Source organism: Acinetobacter sp. BEC1-S18-ESBL-01, from assembly GCF_014169935.1.
Taxonomy (GTDB): Bacteria; Pseudomonadota; Gammaproteobacteria; order Pseudomonadales; family Moraxellaceae; genus Acinetobacter; species Acinetobacter pittii.
Map to the genome: position 1 here is coordinate 1847081 of NZ_AP022302.1, position 19017 is coordinate 1866097.

Sequence of the window (19017 nt, forward strand, 5' to 3'; positions counted from 1 at the left end):
CGTAGTCACTAAACGTACATATAGCGCAACTACTATACAAATCGAAATTTAAGAACATGGTAGTTAAGTGATGAAAAAAAGTTTATTGAGCGGCCTTATTCTGTCTTTGTGTACAACTCCAGCTTTTGCGCTAAATATTCTATTGGTTAACGATGACGGTCTAACCAGCAATGTCAAAGCACTCTATGATGAATTAAAAGCAAATGGTCATAATGTGCTGGTGTCTGTACCGTGTTCACCACAAAGTGGTCGCGGTGGCGCAATTGTGATGTATAGCTCAACAACAATTACCGCGGATAATGATAAGCAAATTGCGGCTGAAAATGGTTGTCACAATGGTGCAGCACCAATTGGCGCACCTGCTGCGGGGGCGTTTACCAAAGCGGGTTATACCAATGGCGACTGGAACTACACGCATGGCACACCAGTGATGGCAACAGTTTATGGACTAGATGTAGTTGCGCCAAAGCGTTGGGGTAAAGCGCCAGATTTAGTTTTATCTGGCCCGAATGAAGGACAAAATGTCGGAAAAGTCGTTGTGCACTCTGGCACGATTGGTAATGTCCAGTTTTCGGCAGGACGTGGCATTCCATCAATTGCTTTAAGCGCCGATACCAACACAGTAGATGATAAGACTTTAAACAACCCTAACTCTGCGATTGTGGCAAAACAAACCGTAGTGTTATTAAAAGAATTACAAGCTAAGGCAGGCAAGGGCCAATTGTTGCCAAAAGGCATTACCTTAAATGTGAATTTTCCTAAAAATTTAACAACCAGCACGCCGTTTGCTTTCTCAAAAATTGGGACGTATGACTTATATAAACTGAAATTCCAAGTGACTAAAGACAATAAAGGCAACAATCAATTCGGCCTAGGAATAGATGCGGCACCATCGGCACCAACCGCCGCTCAAATGTCGGATGAAAGTGCTGTAATGCAAAGCAAAATTGCTGTAACTGCAATGCAAGTGGCTTACGACCAACGACCAGCAGCTCAAGAATGGCTTAAAATCCGTTTAAAAAGCCTATTTAATAAGTAAGGAGAAAGACCATGAAACGTTGTTTGTTGGTTTTACTTCTTGGGCTTGGCTTAGCCGCTTGTAATGACAATGATCATGATGACCAAGTCTCGACTGAAAAACCTGCCTTAGCGCCGAGCTTAGATGTCGGTACTTATATTATTAGTACCGAAACTGATCAAGAGTTACCTATGGCGGGCAAATACTATTCTGGTGCAGATGGTTCTAAATTATTGGTTTTAGATGATGACGAAAACCGTGCCAAAATTGTGATGAGCTATGACGCAAAAACCAAAGCTTGGCAGAGTAACCAGTCTAACCAAGCGATGACCGTTGAATTGGCACATTATGAAAAAATTGATGATCAGAAAATTACGCTGAATCAATTGGTCGGCACCTACGATTTATCATTTTCAGATGGAACAACGGTCAATGCCGAGGTGAATGCACAAGGCAAAATTGTCTCGAAAGACCCGAATTGTGTATTTACAGGTGTTATTACTGAAAGTGCATTAGCGAATACCGCAAACTATCAACTGACCGATAACAAGTGTGATGCGCTAAAAAACAACTCAAAAGGTTATGTTGTGGTAGATGAAGACTTAGATCCTATGATTTTTAGACTTGTATCTGACACAGTTGCATCAAAAGATATTTGGGCATTTGCACAATCTTAAAAATAAAAAGGCAACGGATTCATTTCGTTGTCTTTTACCTACCTCAACCTATCTTGAGCCGTTGAAACAGCTAACATGGTTTGAAGATAATAATCTACACGTGATTGATTATTTTCTTTATGTGAGTTATGCGCATTAAATGCGGCATCATGAAGTTTCACGACTCGAGCGATCGGATTCAAACCACAACGAATTAAATATTCTTCGCGTGTTTCAGTTTCTCGTTTAGTTAATGCATCAACGGCATCACGGACTTCTTTTCCAAATAAACTTTCGATTTTGGCTAGGGTAAGAGGTGTGTCCTCAACGCTATCGTGTAGAAGGGCTGTAATAATATAGACTTCTGAAAATTGATGCTCAATTAATGAGTTGACCACACCTTTAATATGGTAATCAAAGTAATCATGAGGACCATACTTTTGACCTTGATGCGATTCTTTTGATAATTTCTCTGCGAGTTCAACTTGATTTTGAGTCATTTTTTGCTCTTATCACTTTAAGTATATGACGCGGCCTAATGTGTGAGATTGGTCGCTTAAGTCATAATTTTATACTGGATAGCGACTCTTAAAAACATCTCTTAATAATACTGTCTCTTTTTATTTATTGATTTTTAGCTGAAATAGGACAATTCAGACTTTAAGTTTTTGAAATTTTAAACTTTAACTTAATGATATAAGGGTAGATTAAAAATATTACTTAAGAATTTCCTTAATTATGTAATTAAATGAAAAACAATAATTATTTAAATAATTTCTAGCCAATTTCACATTGACACTTCAAATATTGAAGATTACCATTTGCGGGCTGGCCTACATTGCCAGGCAGTTTTGACAGACTGCTATACGACCGCATCAGGATTATTTCTTCTGAGGAATAGTCTTATGTGTAAGCTCCTCGTTCCCTCCCGTAGCGGTAGGACGGGAGAGGGACACCCTCGGGTGTGCTGGCGTCGTACCAGTCTGTCAACCCTCTTTCGTTCTGCCACCATAAATCTAATGCCTTGGCAGAACTCCATAAATAAGGAGTTGGCTTTGTACATTCATCATTTCTTGGCACCCATTGCCAAAAGCTATAACAACACAGCTTAAAACATTTAACGCAGCTTGGTCGCCGTAAGGCTTTTTCAGGCTTTAGCTCGTTATTACTTAAAACTTTCATCAACAACTAAAACTTGAGATGTGCTGCGCATAGTCTTTACGGCTTTGCTATGCCTTTTTTCTCCCAAAGGCAGCGGTTTTTTATATCTCATTTATATACAACAATAATTTTATAACGGTAAAAATATGCCAAAAATAGTTCTCCCAACACGTGCAGTACAAGTTGTAAATAAATCAATTGAGTTATTTCACTACAACGGATTTCATCTGGTCGGCATCGACAGACTTGTGAAAGAGTGTGAAGTGACCAAAGCGACTTTTTATAACTACTTTCACTCTAAAGAACGGTTGATTGAAATTTGCCTGATTGTGCAAAAAGAGCGCTTAAAAGAAAAAGTTGTTTCAGTGGTTGAATATGACCGCGGCACAAACGCAGCCGATAAACTCAAAAAGCTCTATTTTTTACATGCAGACCTAGACGGGCTGTACTACTTATTATTTAAAGCCATTTTTGAAACAAAACTGACCCATCCAAAAGCGTACATAACCGCCGTGCGATATAGAACATGGCTCACCAATGAAATATATAGCCTGCTTGGAGCACTTAACACCGATGTTTCTTTTACCGATGCCAAACTATTTTTATATCTAATCGAAGGCACAATTATTCAGCGTTTAAGTTTGGGTGATATTGATGAGAGAGTGGTTGAGGTGTTTTTGAGGGGGAAATAATTTCTCATTAGTTATCACTAGTAATTCATCCTGAAAAACGGATTTCTAATCTCAACTGCGAAACTAGAAGAGGATTACTTAAACTATGTATATATAAAAAGGATGCTTGGTTGACAAAATATAAAAATAGTCTCATTTATTGGTTGACAAACTTAGAATTTAGTCATAATTTGTTTTTAACCCACATCTCAATTTTTTTGGACTAATTATTTTATGAATGACGGTAATAAATTACATCCTCCCTCAGCTTTTGAGCCTCAGTTAACGGAAGAGGTGTTGAGATACTTCGCAACACCAATGCTTGAAATTTATCATGATGTTCACGAAATTTTAAATAGTGACAATGATAATAATTATACTCGGGGCACTGCTATATTTGGTCGTACTTATGAGCAATTCAAGAAGCTGATTATAGCTAGAGATTGCCCTGTAGAGGTGCATCTAAAAGATGGTACTTTCCGATTTGTTTTTCAAATTGGTTATGCGCAAATAGGTTTCTGTAAAGGTGATTTCACTGATCCAAAGTCATTGAAGTTAAGAAAATACACACCTTCAAATTATGACTTATTCCAAACAGATGATAACCAACCAGTGATATGGAAATTTATCCTGAACGAACCTAAAACTGATGAAGACGAAGCATTTGTTGAATTTGTTGGTTTTAATTTAGCCACTGTACCAGTTGCTTATTGGCGATCTAATGACAATTTAGATGGTAATAAGTTACATTTGTTAGACCCAATTACTCCAGAATCTGTTGAGCTTGATGCTCCATTTATTGAAGATCCTGATGAAGATGATCTTTTAGATGAAGATTTAGACACTAAATTCAAATAATCGTAACAAGCAATGTCATTATGAACACGCCATTTAATGGATTAGAACTAAAACTTCTTAGACAGTTTAATCAACTGTCTTTAGAGGAATTAGGTCAGCACCTTGATTGCACACGGCAGTATGTTCACAAAGTTGAAACTGGGCAGACCATACCTAGTACTCAATTTATTCAACAAGCTGCCAATTTTTTCAATGTTCCTGAAGAGCTCTTTACTAATGTAAAGTCAGTATTACAAGAGGAGCAAATCCATTTTAGAAGCCTTAGATCAACGAAAATAGCAACTAAACAAGTTGTTATTGCACGTGGTGAGTATATTAAGCGCTTAACGGAATATTTAGACTCTAAACTTCGTTTGCCTAAATATGATATTCAAGATTCGAATCGTTCGGGTTCTATAGAAGCAATTGCTGAACAGTGTCGCGCTGATTGGGGACTAGGTTTAGGTCCGATTAGTAGCATGATTCGCTTATGTGAATCACATGGTATAGTCGTCACTACTTTTCAATCATTATCGACAGAAGTAGATGCACTTTCGTTAGCAACTGCACGTCCAATCTTTGTTCGTAATGAAGCGAAGGAAAGTGAATGTCGACAACGTTTTGATTTAGCTCATGAGCTTGGCCATTTGGTGCTCCACGATGGCATGATTACTGGTGATCGTATAACTGAATCGGAAGCTAATCAGTTTGCTTCGGCTCTACTGATTCCACAGACAATGATGCGTACTCATTTTCCAACTTGGTTTCGAAGTGGGCGTTATGATTGGGATAAACTCAGTGAGTTTAAACAAATTTGGAAAGTGAGTAAGGCTGCAATTCTTTATAGAGCTAAATCTTTAGGCTTACTTACTCAAGAGCAATACACGAGTGGTGTAGTTACTTTGAGAAAACGAAGTGAGGCTATTACCGAGAAAGAAGACCACTTAATTCCAAAAGAAAGACCTGAACTTCTTCAAGCATGCTTTGCTATGCTTGCTAAGAAGAAAATTTATGCTGAAGATATTTCTGCTGAGTTGAATGTAAACGCAGATTTTCTTGAAAATTTAGTCGGCTTACAAATTCCAAGAAAACCTAAGTTAAGAATTATAGAAGAAAGCGCTTAAGAGCGCTTTTCTAATATTTATTAATTGCATTCATGTAATTATATTTATTATGTTATTATTTTATACAAATAATTTATAAAATTTGGGAGAAATTGTGGGTGGTATTCCAAAACCTAAACCTTGCTTTCTAGATCAATTTACCAAAACTTATATAGATGGAACTACAAAAGTTTTTGTCGATGATGAAAATGACAGATTATATACTTGGGACTCATTACATGGTGAGATTGAAGTTTTCAACAAGAGAGGAAGACATATTGCAGTTTTTGATCCTGATGGCAATTGGATTAAAGATGCCGTCAGAGGAAGAAAGATAAGCAAACCAAATTGAGGAAAAAATGAAAAAATTTATTGATTTATGCCTTTCAGGTGATGCATTTCTTGATGAAATTGATGATTATATAGATCAATGGCATGAAGGTGAGGGAGAAGATTTAGAACTTTATGAATTCTTAGGTATGTCTGAAGAAGAATATAATTTATGGCTCAAATGTCCTAAACAATTGGCTACCATTATCTCTGCAAGAGAAAGATCTATTTCTCTTGAAAAAGCTATGAATGATGAAATTTATGAATTAGTTGCACGTGCAGATAAAGCCGATCAAATTAGTAAAATCAAAGAATGGTTAGCTAAAAAAGGAAAGTAATTGTTATGACTAGAGAAGAAAAGCTTGCTAATAGGTTGTTAGTAAGACACTCTTTAGTGCCACCATTTGATTTAGAATGGTTAGTTAAGCAGTATGCTCAGTTAGAATATGAGAGATTTCCATTTATTGCAGATGGAGTGACAATTGGGGTTAAAACAAATACTCCAAGAGTTTTTATAAATAAAATACTATCTGAAAGAAGAGCTAATTTTACTTTAGCTCATGAATTAGGTCATATTATTTTACCTTGGCATATCGGCACAATAGTATCTGATATAGATAATTATTCACCCCATGATCATTATTTATATAGAGAGAAAGAGACAGAAGCAAATCGTTTTGCAGCAGAATTATTAATGCCTACTAACTGGGTGAGTGAAATATTAATAGAAAATGAGAGTTTTGAGAAAAAAATCTTAAAAATACTTCAAGATTCAAATGCTTCATTAGATGCAATTTTAATTAAAATAATGAATATTTGTGAGGATAATCGTTATTTATTAATAATGAATAATGATTTATGTAGAAAACAATATAGAACAAAATATACTAAATATTTCAATTTTGAAGATAATATTTTTAAATTTGAAGAAGTATATTCAGGTTTTAATTATGAGTGTTTTGATATTGCTGATAAAAACATTGTAACTTTCCAGATTGGTGAAATAGATAAGGAGCAGTTTAAATTAGATGATCATCGAAACTGGCGAGAAATTTTGCAGCAAATGCTTGCAGATACTGAAGAAAATAACCCTAAAGTATTACATAGTACAAATGCAGTTTTAGCTACTCATTTTTCTAATAATAAACATAAGGCATTTGATGAAATATGTGCTGCAATTCGAGTTGCATATGCGGGAAGACCTTTACTCGAGAATTTGGTTGAACATCATCTTTTCCCTATATATATCAGAAAACGTGTTGAAGATTTATTAAGTAGACAATAAAAAAAGCACCTCACGGTGCTTTTTTTATTTTATAAAAAGTTTCATTATTATTTTGACTTTCATCAGATTGAGTATCACTTGAAACAATTTCAATCCAGTCAAGAGCACCAGAATGTATTCTTGAGTTAAGTTGTTGCTCAAAATCCTTGAACATTTCATTTGGAATTTTACCGAGAGGGCTAATTAATTTTTTTAAAGAGTAGTTATAGTTAAAATCAAAGCTTATATGGTCTTTTATTGTATTAATAATAAAATTTTCAAATTTACTATACTCATCTAAATGAACCTTAAATTTGGTTTTTTTTAACTCATTAGGCATTAAATAAATTGCCTGAATTAAATGCTCTATTATGTTAAAAGCTACTTTAATATCATTTCGATCAGGTTTAATTAATTCGTGGACTGCATCATTACCTAAAAATCTTAGACTATGTAATAGATCAACATCTCTTTTTGAAATATCACCAAGATTTTTCAAATTTGAAATTTTCTTTTCAAGATTTCTACCAGTAACCTTCTTATCATTACAAATACATTCGATAATTGATCTAATTCCTATTGCTGTAAAAATATCAAGATTTTGTGTAAATGCAACTTTTGTTTCTGCGTAAATCGTATATAAATTCAAAGGAAGTGATCTTTTGTATTTATAGAGTACTTCAGAAGCATCAGGATAAAAATTAGTATAAGTCCTAACATGATCAAATTCATCCTCATCCCAATCTATAGGATATCTTGTTTCATAATCATGATATATTTTTAAAAAAGAAAATTGGTCGCATCCTAGACACTGTATAATTGAATATTCTTTACCATCATAATATTCATGCGGAGAGAAAGGAGCATGGAGTTTAGTCGCAATTACATGATGATTTGTTTCTCTTTTACAATCTAAACATTCAGCTTTAATCCTTGTTAATTCTGTCATAATTTTGTCCCAAAACTTATTTCATAAATCAATTTAACTTTATCTAATAATTCAGAAAGCACAATATTTATTTCATTATACCTCTGCTAAATTCTAATTTAATATTACAAGCTATAATAGTAAATTTTATTCAAATAACTTCGAGAAAAAATATGAAAAATATTGAAATTTTAGAGATCAATGAAATAGGTGATTATGAAGAAAGCTTATCGCTACTGTTAGAAGATTCTATAAATAGCGGGGCTTCTATAGGTTTCTTAGCTCCCATAGAAAAGAACGAAGTCTTAAATTATTGGCGTGAGGTTAACTATAAATTAGTACAAGGTAATAGTCGTCTATGGATTGCCATTCAAGAAGGGAAAATTGTAGGTAGTATTCAATTGTCTTTGGTGAGTAAAAAGAACGGTGTTCATAGAGCCGAAGTTGAAAAACTCATGGTTCTGACATCTGCAAGAAAACAAGGAATAGCAACATTACTGCTGAATGAACTAGAAAAGTTTTCACGAGAAAGGGATTTGCGCTTACTTGTCTTAGATACGCGTGAAGGCGATGTGTCCGAACTTTTATATAGCAAAATTGGATTTGTTCGAGTGGGTGTAATTCCAAATTTCGCTTTAAGTTCAAATGGGAACTATGACGGTACGGCGATCTATTATAAAAGGCTTGTTTGATATCAATTAAACTATATACATGCCTGCAACTACTTTTACATATAGTGCCTTCTAAAGAACACGGATATCTCAAAAAACATCCGTGTCTTAAAAGACCTAAAATGAATTATGCTTTTTCTCTGCCAATTGCATGGTCTGTTTAAGCTGTTTACGGTTGAAACCTAGAAACTCAATCACATTTCTAAACAGGGCTGGTGCTTTGGCAATTGGGGTATTTATTTTAGGTACAACCGTCATATCTTTACGCTGTTCTATGCTTTCAACTACGCCCGAAACAACTTCTTCAATAGATACATATTTCCAAATACCAGAGTTACCTTTCCACACAGCTTTACCTGCTGGGTCATTTTGAATACTGTCCATTAATGGGGTTTTAAAGAAAGTTGGATGAAGGCTACCAACGCCAATATTTGAATATTTTAATTCCAGACGAAGGCTATCACATAAAGCCCAAACGCCTGCTTTACTCGAAGTGTAGTGCGTGTTTAATGGGGAGTGGACGAAAGCCGCCATTGAAGACACTGCCAGTAAATATCCCTGTGTTTGTTTTACATACGGTATAGCTGCACGAAAAGTACGAAATACTCCAGTTAGGTTAATATCGATGGCTCGCTCAAAGGTTTCAGGAGCCATATGTTCTAGTGCCTCCGTATATTGATGAAATTACAGATCTAGTTCGTAAACAGATTGCTTACTTACTTCATCAAGGCGAGCCAACTATTGAACAGCTTGCAGAGCGATTAAATTATTCACGTAGAACCTTACAGCGCCGTTTAACCGAGGCAGGTACGAATTTTCGGAAAGAATTAAACATTGTCCGTTACGAATTGGCAAAGTCGTATTTAAAAGATCCAAGGCTACAAATTGTAGAAATAGCCTTACTGTTAGGTTATGCCGAGCACAGCCCATTTACACGGGCTTATAAAGAGTGGTCGGGTAAAACACCACAACAAGCCCGAGAGGAAATGAATAACTAAGGTTAGAACCTCTTAAAATAAGATGTGCATATGTTTTGAGTGTTCATTCATCGTTTAACGCACACTCAAAATTACTTGGGTTTTCTTTACATCTTACCTTTTTCAAAAAGTTCATCATTTTAGGGTCATAAATACCAGCCTTGGTTAGCTGTATACGAGCCTCGCGCATCATTTTCATATAATTTAATTGCTCATTTTTAGGAATATCCATCCAATATTTTGAAGGAATATCACTTTCATATTTGGCAATAATGCCAAAGGTTCTATTTAGTTGGCTGGCTACCCAAGTCCGCGACTTTTGCCCAAAACCTGCTGGGAACTGGTCTTTACGAATAATAAAGTTTGCTGAAATTTGAGTTAAAGGAAAACGAACAATTGCTCCTTTCTCACCTAAACCTTTGTGTAGTTCAAAAGGTTTAAATGCCACAATAGGAGCGGGCACAATATCAATTTCATGGTTATTAAACTTCGCACCGGCATTGGTCACGTCTACAGATACAGCCTGACCGCCAACATGTTGCACAAGCTTTGGTTGCGCTTCGTCGTATTTAAATACCCCAATTTTCTTACCGGCAGCTTTAGCGAGTGTATTGATGCTTCTATCATTAACAAACAAATATGCAGGGCCAATTGTCCCTAAACCTGCAATTTCGTAAGGGCCTACCACCATGTTTTTTGCGGCCATTGGTGAAGACAATAGCTTATAGGCATTAATTGCCGTTTTCATATTTGTTAATGCGCCAACCGCATCTAAGGATCCTGTGTATTTATTAAATTGACGGCCACGTAAACCACTAATAATAGCGCCATCACATTTTCCAACTTTTAAATCTTCAGCCGCAATGCGTTCATCAACATATGCTTTTAAAGATAGATCAGCTCCCCAATTTTTAGCTTCAAGTGCATAATCTTTGGCTAAAGCGAAAGCATCTCCCGATTTACCAATAGGGTCAAACACACACACGACTTGTTGTTTGGCATAAAGAGTTGTTGTTAAACATGTGCTTGCAATGAGTAAAATAGTTTTAAAACGATCCATATTTAATTATCCATTATTTAAATTATAAAAATTATTTTATAAATCTAGGTTAGATTAGATATGACATTTCAATAAGAATTTAAAGAGAAAAGGTCAAAGCGTAGCCTTAATTAGCTCCTTATTTTTTTAATTGTATGGCTATGTTGTATATGAATTGAAATCTACTAGTGAACTAAATTTAAAGAACAGCTGCATACAGGCACTATATCGTTTTTTTCAAGCATGTAAAAGAGGTTTTTAAATATTTTATTTAAATTTCAATAGTATATACCATGATCGAAGCTTCAGTTTTTTAACTTAGCAGGCTAATAACTTTGAGGTTTAAAAGGAGATTTAGAAAAAGAAATCTGTATAGAGCAGCCAGTAGTTGCAAATACAGCTTGTGAATTTAGCATGTAGCTCAGCTCACTAGGGTAAATATGAAAATGTAATGATAACTTATAGCAAGCTGTGTAGAGAATTATTCTAACTAAGATTAGAAATAGGGTTTAGCTAGTTTAAGTCGTTAAGAGTACCAAGGCCTAGTAAATTGCTTGAGCAGCAGATGCAGTTGAATAAGCTTTTAATAATTCAGTGTAGTGAAGCATACACGGTGTGGCAGCAACATAGAGTAGCCAGAGCCTTATATATGGTAGGTTTCCAAATCTTCTATTTAACATAATATACATTATACGAACAGTTGTATAATTCAATATTGCCCCATAGCTTGGTAGCTATCTTTCATTTGTTTGTAGCGCTTATTTTCTTTTAGTTATTGCTGTACGTTTTAGCTATGTGGAAGGAATTTTATTCTAATTAAATTCAGCACTAGCATCTTCTGACGTTGCTATTGATAGATAATAAAATAGGATTTATAAAAATCTAATTAAATAGAAATTATGATTAGGTTTGGCTAATAATCACTTGTTTGATTTTTATTGAGCTTTTTCTCTACCTAGCGCTCCTAGAAATTAAAACTATATTTCGCTAGACCATTTTCCTAAAATCTTTAAAGTCTATGCTAAATTCTAATTTATTAACTCTGATATGCTTCAATCCGCAATATAAAGCAAATTTAATTACAGATTGGTTGAATAATGTGTATTTAGTCACATTTTTATTGAAATCTATATTTTATTTCTCAGTAATAATTTGAAATATAAATTATAAATTAAAAATGAATTATATTTTTATTAAATATTTTAATGTATATCATGCTGTTTAATTTGCAGTCTGTTTTTTTATTAATCATATTTTATAAATTTTTATAAATAACAATAACTTAATATTGTTTTGGTGGTTTTATTATTAATAAATTTTTAGAAATTATAACTATTACATTATTTAAAGTATTTAATGTGATTTATATCACGTATAAATTAATGATTTTTTATTATTTAAAGCTTAATGATTGTTTTTAAATTAAAAATAAGGTATCACATATATATAAACTATTTTATAAATAGGTATATAAAATGAAAAATAATATATTTAAACTTCTTGTTTTGATGGTGCTTTCCTCTTCCCCACTATTTTGTTATGCAAGTAACACAATAATGATAAGAGGAAATATTGTTGAAGATACATGTTCAAGAGAACATAGCGAGATAGAATGTGTTGAGGTAAATAATTTAAATATTAAACTTGATAGTGAATATTTAAATAAAGATAGTCTTTTTAAATTAGCTCAACATACTGAGAAAATGGACACAAGCATTGAGAGCATAAGTTCTAACCACAAAGTCGTGCTTATTAATTACCATTAATATCCAAACTTATTTTTGCAGTAAGTTTGATGAAAGAGTGATTTGTCGAATCCATCGCATGTTTTGATGAATTGATTGATGAGTCACTCTTTTTTTATAAAAAATGACTATTTGTATATTTTTTCTGTATACATATGCATAATTTATTCTATATAATTGTATTCTATGAATTTAAGCTTATTTTTCACATAATTTGTTTAATTCTTTTTTATTTACATCGTGTTCTTATGTAATTTTCTTCTCTTCATAGCTTTTCTTTTTCATAAAATAAAAAAACTTTCATAAACAATGATATAGACCATTGATGGTCGGCCTGAACTTTAAGTACAAAACGTGGTTTAATTAAAATTATGAAAAAATAATGTGATCTAGTTTGCATTTTGTTTAAGAAGTGTTAAGATCGCCGCATTACTTTTCAAGATGTCAAACACTGGAAAAGTAAGGAAATAAACTTTTATCCAGACTTTTGAGAAAACACTATGAAAAAACTTGCTTTGATCGCTGCTCTTTCGGTTGTAGGGATTGCTAATGCTCAAGCTGCTGATGGTACAATTACAATTAATGGTTTAGTTACAGACAAAACTTGTGACATCGTTACCCCTGCTGGTAAAGACTTCACAGTTACTCTTCCAACTGTTTCTAAACAAACTTTAGCTGTTGCTGGGGATGTTGCTGGTCGTACTCCTTTCCAAATCAACCTAGCTAACTGTTCACAAGGTAAAGTAGCTACTTACTTCGAACCAGGTGCAACTGTTGACTTTAATACTGGTCGTTTACTTAACCAAGACGCTACTGGTGCTAAAAACGTTAACGTTCAACTTTTAGGTAGCAACAACAACTTCATCCCAGTACTTGCTGCGGGTGCAAACGGTGCTCAAGCTAACTCTCAATGGGTTGACGTAGCTGATGGCGCAGGTGCTGACCTTAACTACTACGCTGAATACTATGCAACTGGCGCTTCTACTGCTGGTAAAGTAACTACTTCTGTTCAATACACAATTATCTATCAATAATTAATTGGTAGCGGGGTTTCTATGTCCGCATGGAAACCCTGTTTTGTGTAACGCTTTCCTGAATCTTTCTTGGTTGAGAACTCGAAAATGAAATTGAACAGTTATAATTTTTTGTTAGGTTTAGCATTTGCTTCAGCAGTTATTGCACCTGCTACTCAAGCAGAAATTGTAATTCATGGCACTCGTGTAATTTACCCGTCAGATGCTAGAGAAGTTACGCTACAAGTTAGCAATAACGGTTCAAAGCCAGCACTTGTCCAAGCTTGGATTGATGAAGGTGACCCAAAAAGTACACCGGACCAATCAAAAGTTCCTTTTATGATTGCTCCTCCTATTTCTCGTGTTGAAGCAACGAAAAGTCAGACTCTTCGTATTACAGCTTTACCAAATGCTTCTCAGTTAAATCAGAAGCAAGAAACAGTTCTGTGGTTGAATATTTTAGATATTCCACCAAGACCTACTTCAAAAAGTGAAGATACGACGCCTGATAATTTCTTACAACTTGCAATTCGTTCACGTATTAAATTCTTCTATCGTCCTTCATCGATTAAAGAAGATGCGAATTTAGCATCAGATAAGCTTCAATGGATTAAATCTGGTCAAAGCTTAACGGTAAAGAATCCTACCCCTTTTCATATCACAATGACTTCTGTTTACCAAAAGGCAGGTGATAAAAAGATTGATTTGTTACCTCAGGGGCTAATGATTAAGCCTTTCTCTGAAGCGTCAGTTCAGCTTAAGAATGGCAACCTTCAAGATATGAGTTTTATTAACGTCAATGACTACGGTGGTCGCGTTGAGCACCCGATAAAACTTCAGTAATCAGATTTATCTTTTTAATAAATTTAAGCACCTATATGTGTAGGCGGACTTAGCTATGCCAAAAAAAAGGCAAGAATCTTATAAATTATTAAAACGCCATATTTGTTACTACTTGGCTTCTGGTGTTGTCACAATGACAATGCCTGTATTCGTGCATGCTGAAGAAACAACTACGAGTGCTCCAGTAGAGGCTGAATTTGATTCTGCTTTTTTAATTGGGGATGCTCAGAAAGTTGATATTTCTCGTTTTAAATATGGAAACCCTGTTTTACCAGGCGAATATAACGTTGACGTATATGTAAACGGTCAATGGTTTGGTAAACGTCGTATGGTCTTTAAAGCCTTAGACCCTAATAAAAATGCAGTAACCTGTTTTACAGGGATGAACCTGCTTGAGTACGGCGTTAAACAAGACGTTTTGTCTAAACACACTACCCTTCAAAAAGAAAATAATAGTTGTTATAAAATTGAAGAGTGGGTTGAAAATGCATTCTATGAATTTGATACCTCACGTTTACGTGTAGATATTTCTATTCCGCAAGTTGCTTTGCAAAAAAATGCGCAAGGCTATGTCGACCCAAGCGTATGGGATCGCGGTATTAATGCTGGTTTTCTGTCTTATAGTGGTAGTGCCTATAAAACATTTAATCAGTCGAATGATCAAAGTGAAACAACAAACGCATTTATGGGCGTTACGGCTGGTTTAAATATTGCTGGCTGGCAATTACGTCATAATGGCCAGTGGCAGTGGCAAGATACACCTGCTGAAAACCAATCTAAATCAGATTATCAAGAAACAAGTACATACTTGCAAAGAGCCTTCCCTAAATACCGTGGTGTTTTAACGCTAGGTGATAGTTTTACAAACGGCGAAGTATTTGACTCTATCGGTTATCGTGGTATCGATTTCTCAAGTGATGACCGAATGCTACCAAATAGTATGTTAGGTTACGCCCCGCGTATTCGTGGTAACGCAAAAACCAATGCAAAAGTTGAAGTTCGTCAACAAGGCCAACTTATCTATCAAACAACTGTTGCACCAGGTAATTTTGAGATTAATGACCTTTACCCTACTGGTTTTGGTGGAGAAATTGAAGTTTCTATTATTGAAGCAAATGGTCAAGTACAAAAATTTTCGGTTCCATATGCTTCAGTTGTACAAATGTTGCGTCCAGGTGTAAACCGTTATTCTTTAACTGTAGGTCAGTTCCGAGATCAAGATATTGACCTTAATCCTTGGGTAATTCAGGGTAAATACCAACAAGGTATTAATAACTACCTAACAGGTTATACAGGCATACAAGCTACAGAAAATTATGCTGCTGTATTGTTAGGTGCTGCTTTTGCTACACCAATTGGTGCTGTTGCGTTAGATGTGACCCACTCTGAAGCCGACTTTGAAAAACAGTCATCACAATCTGGGCAAAGTTTCCGTTTAAGTTATAGTAAGTTAATTTCTCCGACTAACACAAACTTAACCCTTGCTGCCTATCGTTACTCGACAGAAAACTTCTATAAATTACGTGATGCTCTACTTATTCGCGATTTAGAAGAAAAAGGTGTAAACACTTATGCGGCTGCGGGCCACCAGCGTAGTGAATTCCAAATTACTTTAAACCAAGGACTTCCTGAAGGTTGGGGTAACTTCTATGTAGTGGGTTCGTGGGTTGACTATTGGAACCGTAGCGAAAGTACTAAGCAGTACCAAATTGGTTATAGCAATAACTACCATGGTTTAACTTATGGTTTATCTGCCATTAACCGTAAGGTTGAGTACGGTTCAAATGATGCGACGCATGATACTGAATATTTAATGACGCTTTCATTCCCAATTAACTTTAAGAAGAATTCAGTCAACGTCAACGTTACTGCTTCTGAAGACAGCCGTACTGTTGGTGCAAGTGGAATGGTTGGCGATCGCTTTAGTTATGGAGCCTCTGTTTCGCATCAAGACTATGCAAACCCAACGTTTAACGCTAATGGTCGTTACCGCACTAACTATGCAACTGTTGGCGGTTCTTACAGTATTGCTGATTCTTACCAACAAGCAATGGTTAGCTTAAGTGGTAGTGTGGTTGCACATTCAGATGGTATTTTATTTGGACCTGAGCAAGGCCAAACAATGGTACTTGTACATGCACCTGATGCAGCTGGGGCAAAAGTGAATAATACCGTTGGTTTAAGCGTAAATAAGGCTGGTTATGCGGTTATCCCGTATGTAACACCTTACCGCCTAAATGATATTACGCTTGACCCTCAAGAGATGTCGAGCCAAGTAGAATTAGAAGAAACAAGTCAACGTATCGCACCTTTTGCTGGTGCAATTGCGAAAGTAGATTTTACGACCAAGACAGGTTATGCAGTCTACATTAATAGTAAAACTGCTGATGGCAACAGTTTACCATTTGGAGCTCAAGTCTTTAATCAAAAAGATGAAGCTGTAGGTATTGTTGCGCAAGGTAGTATGATTTACTTACGTACCCCACTTGCTCAAGATAGTCTCTATGTAAAATGGGGCGACGAAAGCAATGAGCGTTGTTCAGTTGAGTACAACATTAGTAATCAGTTGCAAAATAAGCAACAAAGCATGGTAATGACTGAGGCTGTCTGCAAATGAAAAGAATATTATTAACAGGTTTTTTATTTACGGCTGGTCTTGGTGTGTATGGTGAAGCTAATGCCGCATGCCGTATATATAATTATCAAGCAAATGATGTTCGTATGGCGGTAGGGCGTGTTGTTGTACGTCCTAGCGATCAAGTTGGTACAATTTTAAGAAAAGCGACCTTCCCTATTAGCCGTACTAATACCGAAGCGCGTTATTGTGACTACACTGATACTGTAATCGCTGCGCTGACTCAAGCTTACCCTTTAAGTTCTTTGGGTAATAGCATCTACACTACCAACATTCCTGGGATTGGTATTCGCCTCTATCGTGAAGCAGAGAATAATGCCAATTTCTCAGGTTATTACCCTTACGAGCGTGGTGGTATTTCTGGTACTCGTTATTTAGCATCTGGTTATTTTGTTGTAGAAATTATTAAAATTGCTCCACAAACTGGTTCTGGCACATTAGTACCGGGCAGATATAGTAGTTATTACGTTCGTGGCTTTCCAAATCAGCCGTTTTTGACAAGTACTGTTGATGCTAATGCAATTACTATTGCTTCTTCTTCATGTGAAATCCAAGGTAACATCAATAAAGTTGTACAGCTCCCGACAGTTACAAAGGCTGGTTTCAAAGGCGTTGGTTCCACTCAAGGCGAACAAACTTTTGATATGAATATTCTCTGTAATGGGGGTATCAACCCAACGGGTTACGAAGAGAAAAATCTCATTAGCTTAACTTACGACTTTACCCAAGACGGAACAAATAATCAGGTTTTAGCGAATACTGCTCCAACATCTGAGAAAGCAAACGGCGTAGGAGTGCAGTTACTCTGGAACTATCAAAATAAGAATCAGGTCATTAAAAAAGGTGACAAATTAGCATTAGGTACATTGTCTTCTAATCAGACACTTCAATATAACGTACCGATGACTGCCCGCTACTATCAAACTGCAACAAATGTGACTGCTGGTAAAGTGCGTGCAATGGCTACTGTAACTATTGAATATGATTAATCATATTCAATAGTTTTTAAACTTAATAATTTCAAATATTTAAATATTAATAATAAATTTTACTTTAACACTACTTTCTAAAAATTTAACACTTAACTCGATAGGAATATTTATGAAAAAAATAGGTATAGTTGCTGTTAGTGCAGTGACATTTTGTTGGGCTATGTATGAGGTATCTTCTGATAATACGACTACCGTATCGCAGAATGAATCTAGCCAAAAAGTAGCATCTAAAAGCATTTCATCCACTACAAAGAATGAAAAGTTAGCGTCTCAAACTCTCTTGGCTCAAACTACCTCCCTTAATTCTTCTGCGCCAGTCTGTAAATATAATTTTGATGCGACTCAAGAAGATTATGATCTTTGGAATAATGAACACCCTGAATATTTTCCTAGGGATGTATTTCCATTCATAAATGAGCAAAAATTTGGTTTTAAAGTGGAGCCTAGGTCAGAAAGTGAATATAGCGATTTGAATTATGTAGCTCTAAGTAAAGTTGGTCTTAATTTGGCTAATGACACTGGAGATTTCACATTACCTCATACAGGTATTATTGCATTTGAAATGGAGCTTAAGCTTCCAACCTCAGCTCTTAAGAGCTCATCACTTGGTAATTCTACTTATTACTCCTCTGGCATTGGATTTAGGGGGGTAACAAATAATGGTTATACCGTTAGATCCAGCTTTTGGTTTGATATGGGGGGGTATGATCCAGATTTTGGTGAAAATCCTGCTAGATTAAGCTATTCTGTAGCTTACCGAATTAGTGATAATAGCGGCCCTGACAATCCATATTATAAAGGTCAAAACATGACAAATAGTTCAAATGGATACCAGAGATTAGGGATGTATATTAATCAGAACACTAAGCGAGTTGGCTTTATTTTAAATGGTGTTGATCAGGGGTATCAATCTACTTTACCTGCTCCACTTGAAAATATACGTTTTTCTGTCTCAAGTGGTATATCAATATATTCTAATCAGTTATTTGGACAAGAATTGTCAAATGAACTGATTACTGACCGTAATGCACTACAGTTTAACTACCCTCAAGGCACAACAGACATGTGTGGTAATGCCATCTAAGATATAAAATTATAAGTGGAAAAAAAGGGCTGAATCACAGCCCTTTTTTC

General features: G+C 35.4%; 18 protein-coding genes and 2 pseudogenes. 16 read left to right on the forward strand and 4 right to left on the reverse strand.

Features of this window, described 5'->3' with window-relative positions:
• Nucleotides 1-67: 67 nt before the first annotated feature.
• Nucleotides 68-1039, forward strand: coding sequence for a 5'/3'-nucleotidase SurE (gene surE / locus H7R46_RS08615; protein WP_082247747.1), 972 nt, complete (start codon nucleotides 68-70; stop codon nucleotides 1037-1039).
• Nucleotides 1040-1050: 11 nt separating this feature from the next.
• Nucleotides 1051-1695, forward strand: a complete 645-nt coding sequence (locus H7R46_RS08620; RefSeq protein ID WP_032013124.1) for a hypothetical protein — start codon at nucleotides 1051-1053, stop codon at nucleotides 1693-1695.
• Between the two features lie 38 nt (nucleotides 1696-1733).
• Here H7R46_RS08620 and H7R46_RS08625 read toward each other — a convergent pair whose 3' ends face one another.
• Entirely contained in the window at nucleotides 1734-2174 is a 441-nt protein-coding gene (locus H7R46_RS08625; protein ID WP_032013123.1) for an HD domain-containing protein, read from the reverse strand.
• An 807-nt stretch (nucleotides 2175-2981) separates the two neighbouring features.
• On the opposite strand from H7R46_RS08625, the gene H7R46_RS08630 reads away from it, so the two are divergent.
• The 6 genes from H7R46_RS08630 to H7R46_RS08655 all read left to right on the forward strand — a co-directional run bounded on the left by H7R46_RS08630 (nucleotide 2982) and on the right by H7R46_RS08655 (nucleotide 7061).
• A complete protein-coding gene (locus H7R46_RS08630) occupies nucleotides 2982-3527 on the forward strand; it encodes a TetR/AcrR family transcriptional regulator (RefSeq protein WP_005069178.1) in 546 nt (181 codons plus the stop codon).
• Nucleotides 3528-3740: 213 nt separating this feature from the next.
• A complete protein-coding gene (locus H7R46_RS08635; RefSeq protein WP_005069179.1) occupies nucleotides 3741-4364 on the forward strand; it encodes a hypothetical protein in 624 nt (207 codons plus the stop codon).
• Nucleotides 4365-4384: 20 nt separating this feature from the next.
• The gene (locus tag H7R46_RS08640) at nucleotides 4385-5467 is read left to right on the forward strand and encodes a helix-turn-helix domain-containing protein (RefSeq protein WP_005069182.1); all 1083 of its coding nucleotides are present in this window, start codon (nucleotides 4385-4387) and stop codon (nucleotides 5465-5467) included.
• 94 nt (nucleotides 5468-5561) lie between these two features.
• The gene (locus H7R46_RS08645; RefSeq protein ID WP_005069184.1) at nucleotides 5562-5798 is read left to right on the forward strand and encodes a colicin E3/pyocin S6 family cytotoxin; all 237 of its coding nucleotides are present in this window, start codon (nucleotides 5562-5564) and stop codon (nucleotides 5796-5798) included.
• 7 nt (nucleotides 5799-5805) lie between these two features.
• Nucleotides 5806-6114, forward strand: coding sequence for a hypothetical protein (locus tag H7R46_RS08650; RefSeq protein WP_005069185.1), 309 nt, complete (start codon nucleotides 5806-5808; stop codon nucleotides 6112-6114).
• A gap of 5 nt (nucleotides 6115-6119) precedes the next feature.
• The gene (locus H7R46_RS08655) at nucleotides 6120-7061 is read left to right on the forward strand and encodes an ImmA/IrrE family metallo-endopeptidase (RefSeq protein ID WP_005069187.1); all 942 of its coding nucleotides are present in this window, start codon (nucleotides 6120-6122) and stop codon (nucleotides 7059-7061) included.
• Between the two features lie 10 nt (nucleotides 7062-7071).
• Here H7R46_RS08655 and H7R46_RS08660 read toward each other — a convergent pair whose 3' ends face one another.
• Complete coding sequence (locus H7R46_RS08660) at nucleotides 7072-7989, reverse strand: DUF4145 domain-containing protein (RefSeq protein WP_005069189.1); 918 nt, start codon at nucleotides 7987-7989, stop codon at nucleotides 7072-7074.
• A 152-nt stretch (nucleotides 7990-8141) separates the two neighbouring features.
• Between H7R46_RS08660 and H7R46_RS08665 the strand changes: the two genes are divergently transcribed.
• The gene (locus H7R46_RS08665; protein WP_005069191.1) at nucleotides 8142-8660 is read left to right on the forward strand and encodes a GNAT family N-acetyltransferase; all 519 of its coding nucleotides are present in this window, start codon (nucleotides 8142-8144) and stop codon (nucleotides 8658-8660) included.
• 96 nt (nucleotides 8661-8756) lie between these two features.
• Here the strand turns inward: H7R46_RS08665 and H7R46_RS08670 are convergent.
• Nucleotides 8757-9311 (reverse strand): annotated as a pseudogene (locus H7R46_RS08670) (SDR family NAD(P)-dependent oxidoreductase); the annotation flags it as partial.
• Here H7R46_RS08670 and H7R46_RS08675 point away from each other — a divergent pair.
• Nucleotides 9308-9637: pseudogene (locus H7R46_RS08675) on the forward strand (helix-turn-helix transcriptional regulator); the annotation flags it as partial. The pseudogenes H7R46_RS08670 and H7R46_RS08675 sit on opposite strands and share 4 nt — an antisense overlap.
• 43 nt (nucleotides 9638-9680) lie before the next feature.
• Here H7R46_RS08675 and adeT1 read toward each other — a convergent pair.
• Nucleotides 9681-10676 carry a putative multidrug efflux protein AdeT1 gene (adeT1, locus tag H7R46_RS08680; protein WP_005069197.1) on the reverse strand — a complete coding sequence of 332 codons (996 nt, stop codon included), beginning with the start codon at nucleotides 10674-10676 and terminating at the stop codon, nucleotides 9681-9683.
• A gap of 1454 nt (nucleotides 10677-12130) precedes the next feature.
• On the opposite strand from adeT1, the gene H7R46_RS08685 reads away from it, so the two are divergent.
• From H7R46_RS08685 to H7R46_RS08710, 6 genes are all read left to right on the forward strand, one after another.
• On the forward strand, nucleotides 12131-12421 hold the full coding sequence (locus H7R46_RS08685) for a hypothetical protein (RefSeq protein WP_005069200.1): 291 nt from the start codon (nucleotides 12131-12133) through the stop codon (nucleotides 12419-12421).
• A gap of 479 nt (nucleotides 12422-12900) precedes the next feature.
• Nucleotides 12901-13434, forward strand: a complete 534-nt coding sequence (locus tag H7R46_RS08690; RefSeq protein ID WP_002113678.1) for a fimbrial protein — start codon at nucleotides 12901-12903, stop codon at nucleotides 13432-13434.
• A gap of 87 nt (nucleotides 13435-13521) precedes the next feature.
• Nucleotides 13522-14256, forward strand: coding sequence for a molecular chaperone (locus H7R46_RS08695; protein ID WP_005069202.1), 735 nt, complete (start codon nucleotides 13522-13524; stop codon nucleotides 14254-14256).
• A 55-nt stretch (nucleotides 14257-14311) separates the two neighbouring features.
• Nucleotides 14312-16873, forward strand: a complete 2562-nt coding sequence (locus H7R46_RS08700) for a fimbria/pilus outer membrane usher protein (protein WP_005069204.1) — start codon at nucleotides 14312-14314, stop codon at nucleotides 16871-16873.
• The gene (locus H7R46_RS08705; protein WP_005069206.1) at nucleotides 16870-17880 is read left to right on the forward strand and encodes a fimbrial protein; all 1011 of its coding nucleotides are present in this window, start codon (nucleotides 16870-16872) and stop codon (nucleotides 17878-17880) included. Before H7R46_RS08700 ends, H7R46_RS08705 begins: the two co-directional genes overlap by 4 nt.
• A 112-nt stretch (nucleotides 17881-17992) precedes the next feature.
• Nucleotides 17993-18967, forward strand: coding sequence for a DUF4882 family protein (locus tag H7R46_RS08710; RefSeq protein WP_005069208.1), 975 nt, complete (start codon nucleotides 17993-17995; stop codon nucleotides 18965-18967).
• Nucleotides 18968-19017 lie beyond the last annotated feature (50 nt).